Raw genomic sequence first — 22,790 nt, forward strand, 5'->3', positions numbered from 1 at the left:
TGTCGATCCGAGGGCCTATCGGCCTCGGATGATGCGCCGCAGTTTCCCCACCCTGGTCGCGATTTCGCGCTCGGCACCGTGTTCGGTGGGCTCGTAGTAGTTCACGCCCACCAGTTCGTCGGGCGGATACTGCTGCCCCAGCACGCCACCCGGACTGCTGTGCGGGTATTTGTATCCGACGGCGTTACCCAACCCCTGGGCACCCTTGTAGTGGCCGTCGCGTAGATGCGGCGGCACCGATCCGGACTTGCCTGCGGCGACGTCGGCCATGGCCGCTCCGAGTGCGCCGATCACGGCACCGGACTTGGGCGCTGTCGCCAGGTGAATGGTTGCCTGCGCCAGCGCCAGTCGCGCCTCCGGCATCCCGATCATCTGCACGGCACTCGCCGCAGCGGTGGCCGTCTGCAGTGCGGTGGGATCGGCCATCCCGATGTCCTCGCTCGCATGGACGACGAGCCGCCGCGCGATGAAGCGGGCGTCCTCCCCCGCGGTGATCATGCGCGCGAGGTAATGAAGTGCGGCATCGACGTCGGATCCTCTGATGGACTTGATGAACGCACTGATGACGTCGTAGTGCTGGTCGCCGTCACGGTCGTAGCGCACCGCGGCCTTGTCGACACTGGCCTCGACCGTCGCGAGGTCCAGCGTTCCGTCGGTTGCGGCACCCGCTGCCGCCTCGAGGGCCGTCAACGCTCGGCGGGCGTCACCGGCCGCGAGCCGCACCAGGTGATCCATTGCGTCCTCGGCGATGATCACCGCACCGTCCAGGCCTCGGGGATCGTTGGCCGCACGGGTCAGCAACAGTTCGATGTCCTCGGAGCCGAGCGGCTGCAATTGCAGCACCAGCGATCTCGACAGCAGTGGTGACACCACCGAAAAGGACGGATTCTCCGTCGTGGCGGCCACGAGCAACACGATCCGGTTCTCGACGGCGGCGAGCAGCGCGTCCTGCTGCGTCTTGGAGAAACGGTGCACCTCGTCGATGAACAACACGGTCTGCTCACCGGACAACAGCCGGCGGCGCGCGAGTTCGATGACGTTGCGCACTTCCTTGACCCCGGCCGACAGGGCGGACAACGCCTCGAACTTGCGACCGGTCGCCCCCGAGATCAACGACGCCAGCGTGGTTTTTCCGGTTCCGGGCGGGCCGTACAGCATCACCGAGGACGCTCCGGATCCCTCGACGAGACGACGCAACGGTGCACCGGGTGCCAGCAGATGAGACTGTCCGACGACCTCGTCGAGCGTCGTCGGTCGCATGCGCACCGCGAGCGGTGCGTCGGGTCGCGTGTACGTGGAAGTCGGACGCGGCTCGTCGATCATCGGATCCGGTGCCGCAGGTGGATCGAACAATCCGTCGCCGTCCGACTCGTCGTCCGAGATGTCACTTCCGAAACCGCCGCTCACCGGTCGAACGCTACCGATTCGACGGCACGAAAGGCGAACGCGTTCGCGCTCAGCGGTCCCGCTTCGCGCGCAGAGCTGCCACGACCGACGCGGCGTAGTCGGCGATATCGGGTTCTCCCGAACGCATTGCGCTGTCCTGAAGCACCGACCAACGCGAAATCAACGCCTGCGACCGCGGTACCGACAGCTGGTGTGCGCGCGCCGCGGCAATTCGAGTGTGATCGTCGGGTAGGAACCAGTACGTGGTCAGCCACACCCAGATCAACCGCGCGTCGAGCAGCTTGGTCGCCAGCACGTGGTCGTCCGCCAATGCAGGCCAGATGCCGACGACCTCCGAACGCCACGCGTCGATCATGGCCTGCTCCCGATCGTGCGAGAGCTCGAAACTGCACAGACACCCCGGGAACGACGCCAATGCGTAGGTGATGTCGAGAGTGGCGTCTCGAAAACCGCCCCACTCGTAATCGAGGAATCGAACACCTTCGTCGTTGACGATGATGTTGTCGGGACACAGATCCGACGGGCTGAAGGCACGGAACGCTCCGTGTGCGAACAATCGTCCGCTGCGCGCGACCCGTTCGAGAATGACGCCGGGAGGTGCCCCCACTCCGAGCAGTCCGGTCAACATGCCGGGTACCGCGGCGAGGGCGTCGGGTATCTGCGCGGAAATTCCGTCTGCCGAATCGGGCTGCCCGACCCGCCGGAGCAATGCTGCGAAATCGTCCTCGCGGCCCACAGTTGCCGCATGCATGCGCCCGAGCGCCTGAGCCATGGCCATCAACGAGTTGGTGACCATCGATGCATCGGAACTGCGCAGCAGCGTGGGGATCGCACTGGCGTCACCGAGGTCGCTCAATATCAACAGTCGAGCGTCGAGATCGTAGGCGTGCAGCTCCGGCCCCGGCCTGCTGTCGGTGGCCAGGGCGTTCGCGAACTGGTACGAGGCGGCCTCGCGCAGAAATGCACTCGACCCGGCCATATCGGTGAGCTCGGAATGCAGCTCCGATTCTCCGGGAAGATCGCGCACCTGCTTGACGACAAGGGTTCGCGGAAGTTGAAAAGGATTCTCGGACACCTTCACTCGCAACACGATGGCTTGGCCACTGCCCCCGAGGTCGACGGGATCGATCAGCGTCACCGGCGCTCCGGTGCGCTTGGTCAGTAGTCGCTGGGCTGCTGCCACTACCTCGGATACAGGGTCTGCAAGTGTTGCGGTCATCGTTGTCCAAGCTACCTGTTCGCTACGTCGTACTGTGCCGTGTCGCCGGCTACGAAAGAGACACGATTGTCCGTTTTGCGGCTTTCGATACCCTGTTCGTAGACCCGACCAGCTGGCCGGTTACCCCGAAGCCACCAAAGTATGCAGCGCGAACTACATCGGTGCAACGTCGACCGAGACCGCGATCGTGCTCTTCTCGGCCTCGGTGTAGATGACCCCGCGCAGCGGCGGAACGTCGGCGTAGTCGCGGCCCCAGGCGACCGTCGCATACCGCTCGTCGACCAGCTGATCATTGGTCGGATCGAAGGCCAGCCAGCGGTCGTCGGGCATCCACACCGCGGCCCACGCGTGGGTCGCATCGACACCGATCATGCGTTCCTTGCCCGGTGGCGGTTCCGTGGCGAGATAGCCCGAGACGTACCGCGCCGCCAGTCCTTGCGACCGCAGACAGGCGATGGCCAACCGCGCGAAGTCCTGACAGACACCCGAGCGTGCGGCGAGAACGTCGACCACGGTGGTCGATACCGTCGTCGACCCGGACAGGTAGCGAAAGTCCGTGAAGATCCGGTGCGTCAGGTCGACGATGACGTCCGCGAGCGGACGACCCGGCGTGAAACTGGGCGCTGCGTACGCACGCACCTCGTCCGTGATTTCCGGCGTCGGCAGATCGAGGGCGAACTCCACCGCCGACGATCGTGCCGAATCCGCTGCCACGGTCGAGGCGGTACCGAACATGGCCATCCGGGCGGACTCCCACGGGGCCGTTGCAGGCCACGACGTGGTCTCGTCCACCGGTCTCGGATACACCTCGACGAGCGAATCCGCCGTGACGACCAGCTTCTCGTGATCGTTCGTCACGTGGAAGTAGACGTCTTCGTTGCCGTAGACATCCACTCCGAACGACTGGTCGGTGGGTGGCGGCTCCACCGTGACCGATTTCTCGACGCAGTGCTGCCCGTCCATGTCCCGCGGCGCAAGAAATCCGCGACCGTAGGACGACGTGACGCGATCGGAGTAGGTGTACGTGGTGATGTGTTTGATTCGGTATCGACGACTCGTCACCGTGCCCCGCCTCCGATCCGAGCACCGACGGTGCCCCACAGCGGCTGGGTACCGCCCGGCAGCGACATGTGCGTCGCGAGCACGACCCGCGACAATTCTTCGAGCGACTCGTGAATGCCGTCCACCAGCTCGATCAGTTCCACCCGCCGCCCGTTGGCGTCGACCGATTCCAGATCACCCGGGTCGATGCGCCGCAACCGAACCCGCATCTGCTCGACGAGCTGTTCGGGCCGCGAGCTGCCGGACGCATCCGGCAGCGCACCGAGGTCGTCACGAAGGCGGTCGAGTTGGTACACGAGCGCGCGAGGGTTGCCTGCGTCGAACAGCAACAGCTGCGCAACTGCAGCCGGCCGTGCACGACCACTGTTGCGTCGGCGGTAGATCACCGAGGACTCTGCGGCAGAGAGCACCGAATCGATGACCGCCTGTTCGGTGGACGGAGTGAGGGCGTGACTCAGAGTCGCAGACAGTAACGCCGTCAGTTGCAATCCCCGCTCGATTCGCTTGCCCGCGTCCATCAGGTACCAGCCGGCATCCCGAACCATCGACTCCGAGGCCAGCCCGGACAGCGCGAGCAGCCCACGCAACACACTCGATTGCGACGCAGCCAATTGGGCACCGTTGTTGGCGGCCGATTCACCCAATTCGTCGAGCGCGGTGTCGATGCGAGCGAGTACCGCCCAGGTGTCGTTCGACAGTTGATCGCGCACGGCACGCGCGGCCTGCTGCATCCGATCCACCGACTGCGCCAACGAACCCAGACGGTCCACCGAGAGCATCAGCGAGCGCATTTCGCGCATGGCATCGGCGCGGATCGACTCGTCGAGAAACCCTGGGCCCGTGCGCGATACCTTTGTGACCGCTTCCAGAAGAAGTGGCAGGCTCTCGCTGCCGTCGAGCCACGGCATCGAGCGATAGTCCTGATCCCGCTCCCGTGCGGCGATGAGCAGACGCGTCATGTCCTCCGCACGTTCGGCGTACCGACCGAACCAGAAAAGATCGCCCAGCACACGCGGGGAACTGACCACCTCGACGTTGGACGCGGCGTACTGCGGCAACTCCTCCACCGTGGCAGGCGGGGTGTGCGGAGCAGAATCGGCCGGAGTGACCCGCTCCACCGACTTGACCCACACGTCCTTGGACGCGACGGTGATCAGCGGTTCGGTGACCGGTGCCGTGATCATCACCTGACCGAGACCGCCTCGCATCGGGGTGTAACCGACCCGCTGCGCGACCGTGAACAAGCGCATTCCGACCTGGGCGGGAGCAACGGCCAACTGCTCCCCCGACCCGCTGCCCCACGACGAACCCACCGGAGCCAGCGAGAAGTCCGGCACCTCCTGAGCGGTCCATTTCCATGGAGCCGACTCGACCTCGTCCCACAAAGCCCGGGCCGCGTGATCGCTGAGATCGTGACCCACCACCGTGCGTCGCGACACAGTGGACCTCAATACCAGCGATCGGAAGCGAGTCCGCATGTGCGAGAGCGCAATCGGATCCCCGCCCCAATAGGTCGGAACCGAATCGAGAGCCAGATCCTCGTCCAGCAGCGCGCGGCTGAGCGCCGGGAGCAGCGGCACCAGTGCCGGATTCTCGAGCACCCCGCTTCCGAGAGTGTTGACCACGCTCACCGCACCGCGCCGAAGGACCTCGACCAGACCGACCACACCCAGATGCGAATCCGGACGCAGATCGAGCGGGTCGACGAACTCGGCGTCGACGCGTCGTAACACCACGTCCACCCGTCGCAGTGTGCCGAGCGAACGCATCCACAAACAGCCGTCCCGCACCACCAGATCGGCGTTCTCGACGAGCGGGAAGCCCAGAACCGTTGCCAGATAAGCCTGATCGAACGCCGTCTCGGAATGCGACCCTGGGGTCAACACCACCACGACAGGATCCTCGGCGGACGCGGGTGCAGCGTCACGCAGCGCCAAGCGCATCGCCCGAGCGAACGTCGACAGCGGCCTCGGATTGCTCGCCTGGAACAGCTCCGGCATCGCCCGCGACATCACTCGCCGATCGGCCAGCGCATACCCCACCCCGGACGGTGCCTGAGTGCGATCCGCAACGACCGAGAACCGGCCGTCGGACCCGCGCGCGATGTCGGCTGCGTGCATGAACAACTGATGCGGACCCGGGACGGTGATGGCGTGCGCCGGTCGAAGATAGCCGGGGTTGCCGAAGATCAGCTCGGGCGGAATCAGACCGCGCCGGACTGTCTCCTGCGCACCGTAGATGTCGGTCAGGATGGCGTCGAGCAGTTGCGAACGTTGAACCAGCCCCGCTTCGAGCCGATCCCATTCGTCCGCTGCAACGACGTACGGGACGCTGTCCAATCCCCACCGCATGGAACTGGGCCCGGGCTCGTTGCCGCCCGTCGGAATCGGGTTGTACGTGATTCCGTGATCGTCGACCAGACGGCTGACCCGGGACTGCAACGTCTGCATGGCACCCGGGCCGGCGTCGCGCATACCGTCGACCAACTCCGCCCAGTGCGGACGCACCGTGTCGTCGGCAGCGAGCATCTCGTCGAACAGGTCTCTGCGACCCGTCACGGCCTCACGTCGACCGTGATATTCGAGCCACGGTGACACGAGGTCGGGCGCACCGGCCGCCGTCTCGTTGCGGCCCGCCTCACTGTGAGCGGTATCCACGGGCACCATCGAGCCGTTGTTCCTTCCGTCGGTCGATCACACTCCGTCGCCGGATGAGGCGTGGTCGTTGCCGAATCCACCCGTTCCGCGTCGGACCGAAATCGCTACCGGTCGACTCGTTCTTTTCTTGCCCGCCTCAGGACGTGTGAACCCCGGTCCGGCGCAGGTCCAGCATGCCGGGCGCAGTCACGTCGATCGCTTGGCGAGCGTGCATCTCGAGCAATCTTGCTATGTCCACCTTGCCGGACGTGAACCCGCCCTCCTCGAAACGACCGTTGCGTCGCGCTTCCGCCTCCACCGAGTTGACCGGTGGACCGTCGTACGACCGTCCGCCGGGGTGCACCACGTGATACGAGCACCCGCCGACTGCGCGCCCGGTCTGCATCTCCACCAGATCGAATCGCAAGGGACTCTGTACCTCGATCGTGGGATGCAGCGCGCTCGGCGGTTGCCAGGCGCGATAGCGCACTCCGGCGACCTGAACATCCTGTCGCTCGGTACGCAACATCGGTACCGGCACCCCGTTGCACGTCAACAGGTAGCGGCCCACATCGGCACCGGCAACGCGAACCTGGATGCGCTCGACCGAGGAATCCACGTAACGCGCCGTGCCGGAGGACGTCGACTCCTCCCCGAGCGTGTTCCACGGCTCGATCGCACCGCGCAGTTCGATCTCGGCATCGCCGACGACGGTGGTACCGATGCGCGGAAAACGAAACTCGGTGAACGGGTCCAGCCAGCTGGTATCGAATTCGATGCCGTGCTCGCGGAGGTCCTCGGCGACCCGGCCGATATCACCGATCACGAAGTGCGGCAACATGTATCGACCGTGCAGGTTGGCACCGTGCCGAATCAGTGGTGCTTCGAGCGGGGTATCCCAGAATCGCGAGACCATCGAGCGCACGAGCAAGGACTGCACCATCGCCATCTGATGATGCGGCGGCATCTCGAATCCGCGAAGTTCGAGCAGACCGAGCCTGCCGCGGGTGGAGTCGGGGCTGTACAGCTTGTCGATGCAGAACTCGGCACGGTGCGTGTTCCCGGTGATGTCGGTGAGCAGGTGCCGCAGCGCCCGATCGACGACCCACGGCGATGCCGAACGGTCGGCACCGGTCAGACGCTTGATCTCGCTGAACGCAACCTCGAGCTCGTAGAGCGACTCCTCACGACCTTCGTCGGCTCGGGGGGCCTGCGAGGTGGTACCGATGAATCGACCCGAGAACAGGTACGACAGCGACGGGTGACGTTGCCAGTGTGTCAACAGAGACACCAGCAGGTCCGGTCGGCGCAGCACCGGCGAATCGGACGGTGTGACGCCACCCAGAGTGATGTGGTTGCCACCGCCGGTGCCGCGGGTGGTGCCGTCGTTGTCGAAACCCTCGGTACTCAACCGTGATTTACGCGCCTCGAGATACAAGCGCTCCATCAGCTCGTTCTGCTCCGCCCACGACGACGTCGGCTGAACGTTCACCTCGATGACCCCGGGATCCGGAGTGACCGTGAGGGTTTGGATACGGGGATCCGAAGGCGGGCCGTAACCCTCGAGGACGACCGGTGTCTCGATCGCGGATGCGGCGCGCTCCACCCGAGAGACCAGATCGACGAAGTCGTCCAATCGATCCATCGGCGGCATGAACACGTGCAGTACGCCGTCGCGTACCTCGGCGACCAGTGCGGTCACCGCAGTTCCACCCACTCCGGACGTCTCCCGCACCGCCTGCGCGTAGCGCGACTCGGCCGGGTCGACGGCCCGGGGTGGTTGCTGCGTCAGCTGCGGGGTCGGCAGATCGGGTTTCGGTGCGGTGGGATCGGCCGGGTTCTCGACCGGACCCCCGTCCCACGAGATCGCTCGTAGCGGCAGACGGAGCCCGGCGGGAGAATCCCCCTCCAACAACACGATTCGCCCACGTCGCAGCTTCCAGTCGGCGCTCTGCCAGCCAGTGCCGTCCTCGGTCCGCGAGATCGGCAGCACGAATGCCGCCGGTTCGTCGGTACTGGCGTCGAGCCGTTCGAGGAGAAGCCTTCTCGCAGCTGCGGAATCTGTCCCCGGTTCGAGATCGTCGGCGTCGGCCGGCGGATCCCCGTACGGCTGACGCACCAGATCCAACAGCTTCACGAGCGGGTCCTCGTAGGCCGGACGCGCTTGCGAGGCGGGCAGACCCAATCCGTCGACCAGCCGGTCGATCAGCTTCTGCGATACGGAATTGTCGACTGGATCAGGACGCAGATCGTCCGCCGACCACGGATCGGCTATGAGGTCCGAGTCGTGCCACAGTGCCTGGCCGTCGGTTCGCCAGAACAAACCCACCTGCCATCGCGGGAGAGGCTCACCGGGATACCATTTGCCCTGGCTGCGCTGGACCATGCCGTCGGGCGCGTAGATGGTTCGAAGTCGTTCTGCGAGAACGCTGGCCAGCTTGCGCTTGTGCGGACCGTCTGCGGTGGTGTTCCACTCGGGCGCTTCCTGGTTCTCGATGGCGACGAATGTCGGCTCGCCACCGACGGTCAATCGAATGTCCTGGTCGAGCATGCGCCGGTCGATCTTCTCGGCCGTGGCCTCGATCGCGTCCCACTGCTCGGCCGTGTACGGCAACGTTGTGCGCGGATCCTCGTGAACACGCACCACCGTGTTCGAGAAGTCCAGTTCGGCTGTGCATTTGCTCGTCGCGCCGGAAATCGCGGCCGCGGTCGACGGATGCGGCGTGGCCGACAGTGGAATGTGACCCTCGCCCGCGAACAGGCCCGAGGTGGGGTCCATTCCGACCCAACCGGCACCGGGGAGGTACACCTCGGTCCAGGCGTGCAGGTCGGTGAAGTCCTCGACCGGCCCGGACGGACCGTCCAGCGATTTCACGTCCGAGGACAATTGGACGAGGTAACCCGAGACGAAACGCGCGGCCAGGCCCATCTGACGAAGGACCGACACCAGCAACCACGCGGAGTCACGGCACGATCCCACGGCGGACGTCAACGTCAGGTCCGGGGTCTGCACTCCGGGCTCCATCCGCACTGAGTAGCCGACGTCCGCCATCACGGCCTGATTGGCCATGACGAGAAAGTCGATGGTGCGCAACGATTCTCCGCGCTCGACGACGGCGGCCTGCAGCTTCTCCACCCACGCGGACACGACCGGCCCGGGCCCGGAACCGGCCTTGTCCTCGTCCACCGGGCGAAGATAGGGCTCGAGATCGGGCAGATCGTGTTCCTCGTATGCGAAGCCGAAGTGCTCCGCCCATTCCTCGACGAAAAAATCCAACGGATTGATCGACGCCATGTCCGCAACGAGTCCGACCGTGATGGACAGATGGTCGGTTCGTTCGGGGAACACCACGCGGGCGAGAAAGTTGCCGAAGACGTCCTGCTGCCAGTTGACGAAATGCTCGGCCGGCTCGATCTTCAGCGAATACGCCTCGATCGGAGTGCGCGAATGCGGTGCCGGTCGCAGCCTGATCTCGTGCGGAAAGATCTTGACCGTGCGGTCGAATCGGTAACTGGTGCGATGTTCGAGTGCAACCTTGATGCCCACGGCGAGCCCCTCGTGATAGTCCCGGTATGGGTAGAAACAACAACCCTAGTGGGCCCCGGCCCGGTGCGCTCGGCAAGAATTCGAACCATCGACGATGCCCGACGGTATTCGGGCCCGCACGACCGTCCACGTGTCGAACGCCTTGACACAACTCAGCGGTCTACGGTTCGCTCAGCTTCGAAAATGCGGACGAATCGTCGACGTACCACGCCAGACATGAAGGGTGAATCGTGAGTGAAAACCCGCCCGACGGACCGCAATACGGTCGCGGACCCAACCCGGACCAGCCGGACCCGAACACGCCGCAGACACCGGGAAACGGGTACCCACCACCCGGCAACCACCCGCCTCAGGGCAGTTACCCTCCCCCGCCCGGCAACTACCCGCCTCAGGGTGGCTATCCTCCCCCTCCCGGCAATTACCCACCGCCGCCCGGAAACTACACACCTCAGGGCGGCTATCCGCCTCAGGGCGGCTACCCACCCCCTCCCGGCAATTACCCACCGCCGCCGGGAAACTACGGAAACTACGGGAACTACGGACAGACACCTCTCGGACCCAACCCCGGTCGACTCGACGTCGGTGCTGCACTGAGCTACGGCTTCGACAAGTTCAAGGCCAACGTCGGACCGTGGCTCGGTATCACGGCCATCGTGTGGGCGGTCAGCGTCGCCGTGTTCATCGTCACGTTCACGTCGACCCTGACGGCCGCGGTCGCTGCCGCCGACCGAGGTGAAAGTACGGCCGTCACGGCGACGTCGGGCGTATTCCTGGTGGTGACCACGATCGCGACATTCGTGTCCTACTTCGTGAATGCGGCATACGTACGGGGAGCGTTGGACGAAACGGGTGGGCCACAGAAGCCGACGTTCGGCAGGTTCTTCCAACTCACGAACGTTCCGCAGATTGCGGTACTGGCTTTGATCTGGACGGTGGCCAGCGTCGTGCTGAGCTTCGTTCCTTTCCTGGGCACTGTCCTGCTGATCGTGATCGGTTTCCTCGCGAACTTCGCACTGACCTTCCTGATCGATCGCAACCAGTCGGCGATCGAGTCGATCAAGTCGAGTATCGACCTGACGGTGAAGAACTTCGGCCCGGTCCTGCTGCTGTTGCTGGCCCTCGCCGCCATCAACTTCGTCGGCATTCTGCTGTGCGGCCTCGGTCTGCTCGTCACCCTCCCGGTCTCGGTGATCGCCACCAACTACGCCTACCGCGTGCTCACCGGCGGGCCCCTGACTCCCGCGCGCTGATCTCGCACCACAACAGACGCGAATGTCCCCGTAACGCACTGCGTTACGGGGACATTCCTTCTTGCGGACCTCGAGTGGGGCTAGGCCTCTGTCGGCGCTTCTTCCTTCTTCTCCGGCTTGAAGTCGACGCCCGATTCCTTGCGCTGCTGCGCGGTGATCGGTGCGGGCGCGTCGGTCAACGGGTCGATGCCGCCACCGGACTTGGGGAATGCGATGACCTCACGGATGGAATCGACTCCGGCGAGCAGCGCGGTGATGCGATCCCAACCGAATGCGATTCCGCCGTGCGGCGGCGCGCCGTAGCTGAACGCATCGAGAAGGAAGCCGAACTTCTCCTGGGCTTCTTCCTTGCCGATCCCCATGATCGCGAACACTCGTTCCTGAATGTCCTTGCGGTGGATACGAATACTGCCGCCGCCGATCTCGTTGCCGTTGCAGACGATGTCGTAGGCGTAGGCGAGAGCAGATCCGGGATCGGTGTCGAACGTGTCCATCGACTCCGGCTTCGGCGAGGTGAACGCGTGGTGCACGGCAGTCCACGCACCGGATCCGACCGCGACGTCACCACTGGCGGTGGCGTCGGAGGTGGGCTCGAACAGCGGCGCGTCGACGACCCATACGAACGCCCACGCCTTGGGGTCGATCAGGTCGAGCTTGCGGGCGATCTCGCCGCGCACGGCGCCGAGCAGTCCGCGGGAGGCCTTGACCGGACCGGCGGAGAAGAAGATCGCGTCGCCGTTGTTCGCACCGACGTGCGCAGCGAGGCCGTCACGTTCGGCGTCGGTCAGATTCTTCGCGACCGGACCGCCGAGGGTGCCGTCCTCACCGACCAGCACGTAGGCCAGGCCCTTGTGGCCACGCTGCTTGGCGAATTCCTGCCAACGGTCGAGCTGCTTACGGGGCTGCGACGCACCGCCGGGCATGACGACCGCACCGACGTACGGAGCCTGAAAGACTCGGAACGTGGTGTCGGAGAAGAAGTCCGTGCACTCGACCAGTTCGATGTCGAATCGAAGATCGGGCTTGTCGGAGCCGTACCGGCGCATGGCCTCGGCGTACGTGATCCGCGGGATGGGGGCCGTGAAGTGGTGCCCGACGAGCTTCCACAGCGACGCAAGAATCTCTTCGGCCAACAGGATGACGTCGTCCTGGGTGACGAAGCTCATCTCGACATCGAGCTGGGTGAACTCGGGCTGACGATCGGCACGGAAGTCTTCGTCTCGATAGCAGCGAGCGATCTGGTAGTACCGCTCGATACCGCCGACCATCAGCAGCTGCTTGAACAGCTGCGGGCTCTGCGGCAGTGCGTAGAAGCTACCCGGCTGCAGACGAGCGGGAACGAGGAAGTCCCGTGCGCCTTCGGGGGTGGAACGCGTCAGCGTCGGGGTCTCGACCTCGACGAACTCGTGGTGCGCCAGAACCGATCGGGCGGCAGCGTTGACGTGCGAACGCAGCCGAATCGCATGGCCGGGGCCCTCACGCCGAAGGTCGAGATAGCGGTACTTGAGCCGCGCCTCCTCACCGGGCTGATCGTCGAGCTGAAACGGCAACGGTGCGGCCTCGGACAGGACCTCGATCTCCGATGCCTCGACCTCGATAGCACCGGTGGGGATCTCGTAGTTCGCGTTGCCTTCGGGACGACCCTCGACCTTGCCGGTCACCTTCACCACGTACTCGGCACGCAGTCGGTGGGCCTGCTCGAGTGCTGCTCCCTCGCGGAAGACGACCTGAGACACACCGGAGGCGTCACGCAGATCAATGAAGATGACGCCACCGTGGTCGCGTCGACGGGCCACCCATCCCGTCAACGTCACAGTTCGGTCGACGTGCTCGGGGCGTAATGAGCCGGCGAGATGGGTGCGCAGCACGGGTGTCCTTTCGAGAAAAATCCGCTGATCGTGTTCTTCGCTCACCGATCCTACGGAGCACATCACCATAGAAGGAAACGAGATGCCGTCCCGGCATGCGAAGCTAAGGCCGACAGTGGCGGCATCGGTTCGCACCGCAGATGCGGGCTCGGCGGAGGGGAACTCCAACATGACGTTCAGAGAAGGCTCGCAAACGACACCGGGCCGAGTCTCCGTCGGCGGTGGCGGCGGAGGCGGCGGACGCGGCAAGTTGGCGATCGGCGGTGGTGCCGGTGGACTGGTCATCATCGTCCTCGCGCTGCTTTTCGGCGGCGACCCGGGAGCAATCCTGAACCAGATCAGCGGTGGCGACAGCTCTGCGGGTCAGAACGGCTCCGGGACGTCGGGAACTCTCGACTGTGACGTCGCAGACGCGAACAGCAATGTCGATTGCCGTATCGACTTCACCGTAGGAAGTCTGGACACCGTCTGGGAATCTCAGCTCCAAGCCCAGACCGGCGTCGCCTACGTTCAGCCCGGCGTGAATCTGTTCTCGGGAGCAACGAACACCGGCTGCGGTAACGCCACCAGTGCCGTCGGGCCGTTCTACTGCCCGGCCGATTCCACGGCGTATTTCGATACGAGCTTCTTTCAGGTCCTCGTCGATCAATTCGGCTCCAGCGGTGGGCCACTGGCACAGGAGTACGTCGTCGCGCACGAGATCGGCCACCACATCCAGAACCAGCTGGGCGACATCGGGCGCGCACAGCAAGACCCTCAGGGTCCCGAGTCCGGTGGCGTGCGGGTGGAATTGCAAGCCGATTGCTACGCCGGAATCTGGGCGCACTACGCGGCCGAGACCGTCGACCCGAAGAGCGGCGTCCCATTTCTGGAACCGCTGACCTCCGCCCAGATCGACGACGCACTGTCGGCAGCGTCGTCGGTGGGCGACGACCGGATTCAGCAGGCGTCCACCGGCCGGGTCAACCCCGAAGGCTGGACGCACGGCTCCTCCGCACAACGCCAGGCGTGGTTCTCCACCGGTTACGAGACCGGACAAGTGGCGGCCTGCGACACGTTCTCGGCTCGCGACCTCGACAATCCCTGAACCAGTACTACTCAGAACAGCGTGAGTGCCGGCCCCGAGGCCACCAACCCGCGGGGTTCGGCAGGCTCGTTCGCGGGCAACGCGCGGGTCTGGTCGGCGGCGAAACCGTAGGTGTCGAGCAGCGGATCGATTCTCGCCTTCAGCCACTGCTTGTACTCCGGAGTCACGTACGCCCCGTGTCCGTAGAGCTGGCGGTATCTGCGTACCAACGCCGGGTGCTCCTTCACCAGCCAGCTCATGTACCAGTCCTTGGTGCTCGATCGAAGATGCATCGGCAGCGCCGTGACGGTCGTCGCCCCGGCCTCGGCCAGTGCAGCGATCAGCCCGTCGAGTTGTCTGGCTCCGTCGGTGAGAAACGGAATGACCGGCGCCACCAGCACACCGCAGTCGAGTCCCGCATCCCGCACGGCGCGAATGAGGTCCAATCGTGCTCGCGGACTGGGTGTTCCGGGTTCGAGCTGCTTCTGCAGATCTGCATCGTGGATCGCCAGACTGATGCTCACGTGTACGTCGACCTTCTGGGCGGCCAGAGTCAGCAGCGGCAGATCCCGTCGCAACAGCGTTCCCTTGGTCAGGATCGAGAACGGCGTACCCGACTCGGTCAGCGCCCGAATGATGCCGGGCATCAACCGATATCGCCCCTCGGCGCGCTGGTAGGGATCGGTGTTGGTCCCGAGCGCCACCGGCTCCCGCTTCCAGGATCGACGTGCGAGCTCTTTGCGGAGGACTGCCGCAACGTTCGTCTTGACGACGATCTGCGAGTCGAAATCGTTGCCGGAATCGAGGTCCAGGTATTCGTGTGTCGGCCTCGCGAAGCAGTACCGGCACGCATGCGAGCATCCACGCATCGGATTGACGGTCCACGAGAACGGCACCTGCGATTCGCCCGGAACCTCGTTCAGGGCACTCTTGCACAGCACCTCGTGGAAGGTGATGCCCTCGAACTCCGGGGTTTGTACGCTGCGGACGAGCCCGGACCGTTCGAGCCCCGGTAGCGCGCCCTCGTCCGCGGCATCGAGAGTCTGACCGGCCCATCGCATGCACACAGTCGAACATTTGTTCTATGTCGTGTCAAGGTCGGCATCGCTCCCCCACATCCCCCGGTCGGGTCCGGCCGCCGACAAGCGATAGCGTAGGGCCCGAAGTCGATCCTAGGAGTGCACCGCACGTGACCGCCCCGAACACACCGACCCTGGAACCCATTCTGCGCCTGGGCCTCACCCTGGGACCGGCCATCGAGATCGGTTCGGTGCCCGAAGGCGACCGAATAGTCACCACCGTCCTCGGCGGGGCCGCACCCGGCCCCGACATCGAGGGCACTCTTGCTGCTCGATCGACCGTCGTCAGCGTCACCCGGCCCGACGGGTGCACCGAGTTCAGCAGCGATCTCGTCCTCGAATTGGCAACCGGCGGTTACCTTTCGCTCGACTATCGTGGAGTCCAGTTCGGACCGGCCGAGGTCATCGACGCTCTGAACGATCCCGACCGAGAGGTCGACCCGGCGACCTACTACTTCCGTGGCACGTTGCGAGTGTCGACCGCTGTTCCGAAGTTCACGTACCTCAACCGGGCCCTCGTCGTCACCTCCGGCTCACGATCGGCCGAGGCCGTGGTGCTCGACGCCTTCCTGGTGACCTGAGAGCCTTACGCTCTCATCCGAGCAGCTGCGCGACCTCGCGGTCGGTCAACGTTGCATGCGGAGTACGCCCCTTGCTGCGAACCAGTTCGATCGCTCGGTAGAGGGGCCGTTCGTCGAGCCCGGCGTCGCGAGCCTCGGCCCGCAGCTGATCCACCAGCACCGACGCGATGGCCGCCGCGGGAACGAGTTCGGTGGTCCACAGCGAATCGGCGAGCGTGCGCAACGCAAGAATCGGCAGTTCGCGGCCGCCGCCTCTGGTGTAGAGCGCCAGTGGCAGGACGATGCGAGTACGACCGTCGTAGAGCCGCAGCGAGATCTGGTCGATTCCGGCCGTGCGGATGGTCATCTCCGCCGTCACCACCTCCGGCATGTTCAGCCGTCGGGTGCGCAGTCCCCGCGCGCACAGCCGGGGCCCGTCGAGCCACACCCGGCGGCGCAACCCCAGCCAACCCGACAGCGCTGCCGGACCACCGACGATCACTCCGACGAGGACTGCCACCCACACCGGGACCAAGAGCGCCAGAACGACGCCCAGCACGACCCCGAGCAGCAGCGAACCGACCACGATCTTGCGTAACCGCGGCGCGAGGAACTCCGCCGAGACCAGATCGAGGGCTACCGGACCCGCCGGGGGCCGAGGGTCATCGGCCAAGGCGCACTCCGAGGACGTCGACCACGTCGGCCAACGTGACCGTCTCCTGCTCGCCGTTCGAAAGGTCTTTCACCACGATGGTTTCGGCCGACAGCTCTTGATCGCCCAGCACGAGTGCGTAGCGTGCTCCCGAACGATCGGCCGCTTTCATCGCTCCCTTCATGCCGCGATTTCCGTACGCCATGTCCACCGCGATTCCACGTTCACGCAACTGCGCTGCGATGTCGACGATCGCGAGTTTGGCCGCGGCACCCATCGGGATGCCGAACACCTGACACCGCGACGTCGTGCCTGCGGTCTTTCCTTCGGCGGCCAACGCGAGGACGGTGCGGTCGACACCGAGCCCGAATCCGATACCCGACAGTGCCTGCCCGCCCAACTGCTCCATGAGGCCGTCGTAGCGTCCGCCGCCGCCGATGCCCGATTGGGCCCCGAGGCCATCGTGCACGAACTCGAACGTCGTCTTCGTGTAGTAGTCGAGCCCACGAACCATGCGCGGGTTGACCAAGTACGGAACGTTCATCACATCGAGGTAGGCCAACACCTCGTCGAAATGCTGCTTCGCCGAATCGGAGAGATGGTCGAGCATCAACGGCGCGTCGGCGGTCATCTCGCGCACCTCCGGCCGCTTGTCGTCGAGAACCCGCAGCGGATTGATCTCGGCGCGTCGACGCGTGTCCTCGTCCAACGGAAGCGCAAAAAGGAACTGCTGCAGCAACTCTCGATACTGCGGGCGGCAGGTGTCGTCGCCGAGCGAGGTGATCTCGAGCCTGAAACCGGTGAGACCGAGGGCGCGGAACCCGGCATCGGCCACGGCGATGACCTCGGCGTCCAACGCCGGGTCGTCGACCCCGATCGCCTCGACTCCGACCTGCTGCAGTTGGCGGTAGCGGCCGGCCTGCGGGCGCTCGTACCGGAAGAACGGCCCGGCGTAGGCCAACTTGACCGGCAGCGCCCCGCGGTCCAAGCCGTGCTCGATCACCGCACGCATGACGCCTGCGGTCCCCTCGGGACGCAGAGTCACCGACCGATCGCCGCGGTCGGAGAAGGTGTACATCTCCTTGCTGACCACGTCGGTCGATTCGCCGACTCCCCGGGCGAACAACCCGGTGTCCTCGAAGATCGGGAGTTCGATGTGGCCGTACCCGGCTGCGCGCGCGGCACCGAGAAGGCCCTCACGGACAGCGACGAATTCGGCCGAATTCGGGGGGAAGTAATCGGGAATGCCCTTGGGCGCGGAAAAGGTGGTCGGCTTGCTCACGGTCACAGCTTTCCTTGCTCGGGGTCGCCGAGTCCAACGAGGAACGGATTGGACCCGCGCTCCTGGCCGATGGAACTCTGGCCGCCGTGTCCGGGGAGCACGACGGTGTCGTCGCTCAGCGGCAGCAACCGCGACGCGATGGACCGTAGAAGTTGGTCGTGGTCGCCGCCGGGCAGATCTGTCCGGCCGATCGACCCGGCGAACAGGGTGTCGCCGGTCAGCGCCAACGGAACATTCCCGTCGGGGCCGTCCGCCTCGGCGAGGAACACCACCGAGCCCTGCGTGTGCCCCGGAGTGTGCACGACAGTGAAGTCGATTCCCGCCAGGCTCAGACGTTGCTCGTGCTCCAACTCGATCACCTCGTCCGGCTCGTGGAACTCGAGGTCGCCGAGCACGGCAGCGAGCGTCGGACCGGTCCCTTTGATCGGGTCCGCCAACATGTATCGGTCCTCGGGCGCAATGTATGCGGGTATTCCGTACTTCGAGCAGACCGGCTCCACGGACCACGTATGGTCCAGATGACCGTGGGTCAGCAGCACCGCCGTCGGGGTCAGCGAGGATCGCGTCAGGAAGTCGACCAACGGATCGGCGGCATCCTGGCCTGGATCGACCACGACGCACTCGGAGGCGTCGTCCTGAGCGAGGATGTAGCAGTTCGTCTGAAACATTCCTGCGGGGAATCCGGTGACGAGCAAGACAATCGCTCCTAAGAGGCTGAGGCCGAAGTACCGAGCCAGCTTAGTGGGGAGGTTCTCTTCGGGTCCCCCCAGCATGCTCTCAGGCAATGATGGCAAACTCGCGTTGGCCGATTGTCGGCCGGCTACCACACGACCTGCCCGCTCAGCGAGCGGACGTGGTCGAACCAGGACAAGCGGGAGGACACGAATTGCCCAGCAACGAGCAACGGCGCGAGGCTGCCAAGCGAAAGCTCGAACGCCAACTCGTACGGCGCGCAGAGCGAGCACGACGTCGGAAGCAGTTGACGATCGCCGGCTCCATCCTCGGTGTGGTTGCGGTCGTGGCCGTTGTCTCCGTCGTCTTCGTGGTGACCCGCGGTGACGACGACGCGAGCACGGCGCAGGACTCGACCACGTCTGCACCGGCCGATTCGATCATCGCCGCCGGCCGTACGGAACCGCTTCCCGAAACGGTGAACTGTTCCTACCCAGCCGCCGCGCAGCCGGCCGCCAAGCCCAACACCCCTCCCCGCACCGAGAACATCCCCACCAGCGACGAGCCCTTGAGCTACAGCATGGCCACCACCGCCGGCAACATCGGCCTGACACTGAACAACCCCGAATCACCGTGCACGGTCAACAGCTTCGTCTCGCTCGCCAACCAGGGCTACTTCGACGGCACCACCTGCCACCGCCTGACGACGGGTGCCGGCCTGCAGGTGCTGCAGTGCGGTGATCCCACCGGATCCGGAAGTGGCGGACCGGGCTACCAGTTCGCCGACGAGTTCCCCACCGACACGTACGCCGAGGGTGATCCTGCCGCGCAGACTCCCGTCCTGTATCCCCGCGGAACCCTGGCGATGGCCAACGCCGGCCCGGGAACCAACGGCAGCCAGTTCTTCCTCGTCTACGGCGATTCTCAACTCCCGCCCGCATACACGGCCTTCGGCACGATCGACGAAACCGGTCTCGCCACACTGGATGCCATCGCGGCCAAGGGGGCGCAGGGCGGTGCCTCCGACGGCGCACCGGCCGAGCCGGTGGACATCACCTCGATGCAGAGCGACCTGTGAAAAGCGCACCAGCTCTGGTGATCGCCGCCTCCGCTGCAGCCCTCCTTCTCGCCGGCTGCTCCGGATCGACCGAGACCGCCGCCACGCCCGCCCCGGCCGGTTCGACGACAGCTGCCTCGACGTCGGCCACGACGACCACCCCGCGGCCGGCTCTGGATCTGTCGCGGTTCGGTGCGCTGCCGCCCGTTCCGCAGCCGAACACCGACACGGTCTCGTGCGCGTACCCCGCAGAGTCTCCCGCGGCCAAGGAGGTTGCTCCGCCTCCGACCGAGAACATCGACGTCTTCGGGACAGTCGACGTGACGCTGTCGACGACTCAGGGCGAGATCGGGATGACGCTCGACCGTACCGAGGCCCCGTGCACCGTCAACAGTGTGGTCAGCCTGGCTCAACAGGGCTACTTCGACGGCGCACCGTGTCATCGGTTGACCACGTCCCCCGGCCTCGAAGTGTTGCAGTGCGGCGACCCGTCGGGATCGGGTCGTGGCGGGCCCGGATACAGCTTCGCCAACGAATACCCCACAACGGCGTTCGCCGACGATCCCGCGCAGGCCCAGAACCCGGTCGTCTACCCCCGTGGCACCCTGGCGATGGCCAATGCGGGGCCCGACACGAACGGCAGCCAGTTCTTCCTGGTGTACGCCGACTCGGTGCTGCCGCCGCAGTACACGGTGTTCGGCACCATCTCCGATGCCGGCCTGCAGACCCTGGACGCCATTGCGGCCGGTGGAGTCAGCGGCGGTGCAGAGGACGGAGCGCCTGCGAATCCGGTGGTCATCACCTCGGCAACCTGACCTACCGCACGACGACGACGACAGGGTGAGCAGAAATTTCTGCTCACCCTGTTGTCGTATCGGGTCGGAATTCGGTCAGGCCGCCGAGGTGAGCCGGTACACGTCGTACACGCCCTCCACGTTGCGCACGACGTTCAGCACGTGCCCCAGATGCTTGGGGTCACCCATCTCGAACGTGAACTTGCTGATCGCCACCCGATCGCCCGACGTCGCGACGGATGCCGAGAGGATGTTGACCTTCTCGTCGGCCAGAGCCTTTGTGACGTCCGAGAGCAACCGATGCCGGTCCAGGGCCTCGATCTGAATGGCCACGAGGAACACCGAGGAGGCCGATGGTGCCCATTGGACCTCGATGAAGCGCTCGGACTGCTCCTCGAGTGACCGCGCATTGGTGCAGTCGGTGCGGTGGACACTGACGGACCCGCCGCGGGTGACGAACCCGAGTATCTCGTCCCCGGGTACGGGGGTGCAGCACTTGGCGAGTTTTGCCACAACACCCTCGGCACCGGTGACCAGCACCCCGGCGTCTCCGACCTGACGCGGTCTGGTCGGAATGGTCGACGGCGTAGAGCGCTCCGCGAGCTCTTCCTCGACGTCACCGACACCACCGAGGTGAGCGACCAGCCTCTGCACGACGTGGCGAGCAGAAACGTGGTTCTCACCGACCGCGGTGTACAACGCCGACACGTCCACGTACCGCAGTTCGTGGGAGATGGCCGACATGGACTCGGCATTCATCAAGCGCTGCAACGGAAGTCCGCCGCGACGGACCTCTTTCGCGATGGCGTCCTTACCTGCTTCGAGGGCCTCTTCGCGACGTTCCTTGGCGAACCACTGACGGATCTTGGTCTTCGCACGCGGTGACGCGACGAAGCCCTGCCAATCTCGACTCGGCCCGGCCGTGACGGCCTTCGACGTGAAGACCTCGACCACCTCGCCGTTGTCGAGGGTTCGTTCGAGTGCCACGAGGCGACCGTTGACCCGGGCTCCGATACAGCGGTGACCCACTTCGGTGTGCACCGCATAGGCGAAGTCGACCGGACACGATCCGGCGGGAAGCGTGACTACATCGCCCTTCGGGGTGAAGACGAAGATTTCCTTGACCGCCAGGTCGTAGCGCAGCGATTCGAGGAACTCGCCCGGGTCGGCCGCTTCACGCTGCCAGTCGAGCAACTGGCGCATCCACGCCATGTCGTCGACCTCGGCGTTGTCCTGCGAGTGCTTGCCCTTGGTCTCCTTGTACCGCCAGTGAGCAGCGATACCGAACTCCGCGGTGCGGTGCATGTCCCTGGTGCGAATCTGCACTTCGAGTGGCTTGCCCTCGGGCCCGATCACCGTCGTGTGCAGCGACTGGTAAACGCCGTACCGTGGCTGCGCGATGTAGTCCTTGAAGCGGCCCGCCATCGGCTGCCACAGCGAGTGCACGACGCCCACCGCGGCGTAGCAGTCGCGAATCTCGTCGCACAGAATGCGCACTCCCACGAGGTCGTGGATGTCGTCGAAGTCGCGGCCCTTGACGATCATCTTCTGGTAGATCGACCAGTAGTGCTTGGGACGTCCCTCGACGACGGCGCTGATTCTCGACGCCGCCAGTGTGGCGTTGATCTCGGCCCGTACCTTCTCGAGGTACGTGTCGCGGGACGGTGCACGGTCGGCGACCAACCGCACGATCTCGTCGTACTTCTTCGGATGGAGAATGGCGAACGACAGGTCTTCGAGCTCCCATTTGACGGTGGCCATACCCAGCCGATGAGCAAGCGGCGCAATGACTTCCAGTGTTTCCTTGGCCTTGCGCGCCTGCTTCTCCGGGGGCAGGAATCGCATCGTGCGCATGTTGTGCAGTCGATCGGCGACCTTGATGACCAACACTCGCGGGTCCCGCGCCATCGCGATGATCATCTTGCGGATGGTCTCGCCTTCGGCAGCCGTCCCGAGTACGACCTTGTCCAGCTTGGTGACCCCGTCGACCAGATGGGACACCTCGTCACCGAACTCCTCGGTCAACTTGGCCAGGGAGTACCCGGTGTCCTCCACCGTGTCGTGCAGCAACGCCGCGACCAGCGTTGTGGTGTCCATGCCCAGTTCGGCGAGGATGTTCGCCACGGCAAGGGGATGGGTGATGTACGGATCGCCGGACTTGCGCATCTGTGTGGAATGCAGCTCGTCCGCGACGTCGTAGGCCCGCTGCAGCAGGGTCAGATCGGCCTTGGGATACAGCTCGCGATGGAGACTGACCAGGGGTTCGAGGACGGGCTTGACCGCCGCGCTACGACCGGCCGTGATGCGACGTGCGAGCCGCGCCCGAACTCGACGGGAGGCCGAGGTGGGCACGGGTGCCGAATTGCGTGCACCCGACGGTGCCTGGTCATCGGCCTGCGCCGAATCACTCGACACCGGCTCACGGACGCCCGGTCCGTCCATCACCGGATCGTTGACCACTGCAGTATCGACGACCGCGCTCGGGTCGCCGGCCGCATTGGAATCGGCACCGGTTCCCGGCCGATCGGCGACTGCGGGCCGCTCTGGCAAGGGCTGATCGATGTAACGGGTCACTCTCATCACCTCCTGCCACACATTCGCGCCGACGCCAGGACAGATCCGGTCGACGCTGTATCAGT

General features: G+C 65.4%; 16 protein-coding genes. 5 read left to right on the top strand and 11 right to left on the bottom strand.

The genetic code is table 11. From position 1 onward, the window contains the following. Positions 1 to 15 precede the first annotated feature (15 nt). The 5 genes from QM588_RS11580 to QM588_RS11600 form a co-directional block, all read right to left on the bottom strand. The gene (locus QM588_RS11580; RefSeq protein WP_442972904.1) at positions 16 to 1,323 is read right to left on the bottom strand and encodes a replication-associated recombination protein A; all 1,308 of its coding nucleotides are present in this window, start codon (positions 1,321 to 1,323) and stop codon (positions 16 to 18) included. A 133-nt stretch (positions 1,324 to 1,456) separates the two neighbouring features. Further along, positions 1,457 to 2,626, bottom strand: a complete 1,170-nt coding sequence (locus QM588_RS11585) for a kinase (protein ID WP_283313380.1) — start codon at positions 2,624 to 2,626, stop codon at positions 1,457 to 1,459. A 153-nt stretch (positions 2,627 to 2,779) separates the two neighbouring features. After that, complete coding sequence (locus QM588_RS11590) at positions 2,780 to 3,688, bottom strand: transglutaminase family protein (RefSeq protein ID WP_283313381.1); 909 nt, start codon at positions 3,686 to 3,688, stop codon at positions 2,780 to 2,782. Then, positions 3,685 to 6,354, bottom strand: coding sequence for a circularly permuted type 2 ATP-grasp protein (locus QM588_RS11595; protein ID WP_283313383.1), 2,670 nt, complete (start codon positions 6,352 to 6,354; stop codon positions 3,685 to 3,687). The genes QM588_RS11590 and QM588_RS11595 overlap by 4 nt, the downstream gene beginning before the upstream one ends. Positions 6,355 to 6,481: 127 nt before the next feature. After that, the gene (locus QM588_RS11600; RefSeq protein ID WP_032400787.1) at positions 6,482 to 9,871 is read right to left on the bottom strand and encodes a transglutaminase family protein; all 3,390 of its coding nucleotides are present in this window, start codon (positions 9,869 to 9,871) and stop codon (positions 6,482 to 6,484) included. Positions 9,872 to 10,101: 230 nt separating this feature from the next. On the opposite strand from QM588_RS11600, the gene QM588_RS11605 reads away from it, so the two are divergent. After that, positions 10,102 to 11,121 (top strand): hypothetical protein, encoded by a 1,020-nt coding sequence (locus QM588_RS11605; protein ID WP_283313386.1) that lies wholly within the window; start codon positions 10,102 to 10,104, stop codon positions 11,119 to 11,121. An 80-nt stretch (positions 11,122 to 11,201) separates the two neighbouring features. On the opposite strand, the gene aspS is transcribed toward QM588_RS11605, so the two are convergent. After that, positions 11,202 to 12,989 (bottom strand): aspartate--tRNA ligase, encoded by a 1,788-nt coding sequence (gene aspS, locus QM588_RS11610; RefSeq protein ID WP_283313570.1) that lies wholly within the window; start codon positions 12,987 to 12,989, stop codon positions 11,202 to 11,204. Positions 12,990 to 13,158: 169 nt separating this feature from the next. Here aspS and ypfJ point away from each other — a divergent pair, with 169 nt between their 5' ends. Beyond that, complete coding sequence (ypfJ, locus tag QM588_RS11615; protein WP_032365115.1) at positions 13,159 to 14,076, top strand: KPN_02809 family neutral zinc metallopeptidase; 918 nt, start codon at positions 13,159 to 13,161, stop codon at positions 14,074 to 14,076. An 11-nt stretch (positions 14,077 to 14,087) separates the two neighbouring features. On the opposite strand, the gene QM588_RS11620 is transcribed toward ypfJ, so the two are convergent. Beyond that, a complete protein-coding gene (locus QM588_RS11620; RefSeq protein ID WP_027496959.1) occupies positions 14,088 to 15,116 on the bottom strand; it encodes an Rv2578c family radical SAM protein in 1,029 nt (342 codons plus the stop codon). 128 nt (positions 15,117 to 15,244) lie between these two features. Here QM588_RS11620 and QM588_RS11625 point away from each other — a divergent pair, with 128 nt between their 5' ends. After that, positions 15,245 to 15,715: a DUF3237 domain-containing protein gene (locus tag QM588_RS11625; protein WP_283313388.1), complete on the top strand. Its 471-nt coding sequence runs from the start codon at positions 15,245 to 15,247 to the stop codon at positions 15,713 to 15,715. Between the two features lie 13 nt (positions 15,716 to 15,728). Here QM588_RS11625 and QM588_RS11630 read toward each other — a convergent pair whose 3' ends face one another. The 3 genes from QM588_RS11630 to QM588_RS11640 are packed head-to-tail and all read right to left on the bottom strand — an operon-like array spanning position 15,729 to position 18,323. Then, positions 15,729 to 16,367: a hypothetical protein gene (locus QM588_RS11630; RefSeq protein ID WP_283313389.1), complete on the bottom strand. Its 639-nt coding sequence runs from the start codon at positions 16,365 to 16,367 to the stop codon at positions 15,729 to 15,731. Next, positions 16,357 to 17,628, bottom strand: a complete 1,272-nt coding sequence (gene hisS, locus QM588_RS11635; protein WP_283313391.1) for a histidine--tRNA ligase — start codon at positions 17,626 to 17,628, stop codon at positions 16,357 to 16,359. The genes QM588_RS11630 and hisS overlap by 11 nt, the downstream gene beginning before the upstream one ends. A 2-nt stretch (positions 17,629 to 17,630) precedes the next feature. Beyond that, entirely contained in the window at positions 17,631 to 18,323 is a 693-nt protein-coding gene (locus tag QM588_RS11640; RefSeq protein ID WP_283313394.1) for an MBL fold metallo-hydrolase, read from the bottom strand. Positions 18,324 to 18,514: 191 nt separating this feature from the next. On the opposite strand from QM588_RS11640, the gene QM588_RS11645 reads away from it, so the two are divergent. Together QM588_RS11645 and QM588_RS11650 are read left to right on the top strand one after the other, a co-directional pair. Beyond that, the gene (locus tag QM588_RS11645) at positions 18,515 to 19,378 is read left to right on the top strand and encodes a peptidylprolyl isomerase (protein WP_027496954.1); all 864 of its coding nucleotides are present in this window, start codon (positions 18,515 to 18,517) and stop codon (positions 19,376 to 19,378) included. Continuing rightward, complete coding sequence (locus QM588_RS11650; RefSeq protein ID WP_283313396.1) at positions 19,375 to 20,172, top strand: peptidylprolyl isomerase; 798 nt, start codon at positions 19,375 to 19,377, stop codon at positions 20,170 to 20,172. Before QM588_RS11645 ends, QM588_RS11650 begins: the two co-directional genes overlap by 4 nt. Positions 20,173 to 20,247: 75 nt before the next feature. Here QM588_RS11650 and QM588_RS11655 read toward each other — a convergent pair whose 3' ends face one another. Further along, the gene (locus tag QM588_RS11655; RefSeq protein ID WP_283313573.1) at positions 20,248 to 22,593 is read right to left on the bottom strand and encodes a RelA/SpoT family protein; all 2,346 of its coding nucleotides are present in this window, start codon (positions 22,591 to 22,593) and stop codon (positions 20,248 to 20,250) included. Positions 22,594 to 22,790 lie beyond the last annotated feature (197 nt).

Origin of the sequence: Rhodococcus sp. IEGM 1354 (assembly GCF_030056855.1) — a bacterium.
GTDB lineage: Bacteria > Actinomycetota > Actinomycetes > Mycobacteriales > Mycobacteriaceae > Rhodococcoides.

Coding starts and splice junctions, on each gene's coding strand:
- QM588_RS11580 (WP_442972904.1), bottom strand. CDS start 1,323: ATGATCGACGAGCCGCGTCCGACTTCCACGTACACGCGACCCGACGCA.
- QM588_RS11585 (WP_283313380.1), bottom strand. CDS start 2,626: ATGACCGCAACACTTGCAGACCCTGTATCCGAGGTAGTGGCAGCAGCC.
- QM588_RS11595 (WP_283313383.1), bottom strand. CDS start 6,354: ATGGTGCCCGTGGATACCGCTCACAGTGAGGCGGGCCGCAACGAGACG.
- ypfJ (WP_032365115.1), top strand. CDS start 13,159: ATGACGTTCAGAGAAGGCTCGCAAACGACACCGGGCCGAGTCTCCGTC.
- QM588_RS11620 (WP_027496959.1), bottom strand. CDS start 15,116: ATGCGATGGGCCGGTCAGACTCTCGATGCCGCGGACGAGGGCGCGCTA.
- QM588_RS11655 (WP_283313573.1), bottom strand. CDS start 22,593: ATGGACGGACCGGGCGTCCGTGAGCCGGTGTCGAGTGATTCGGCGCAG.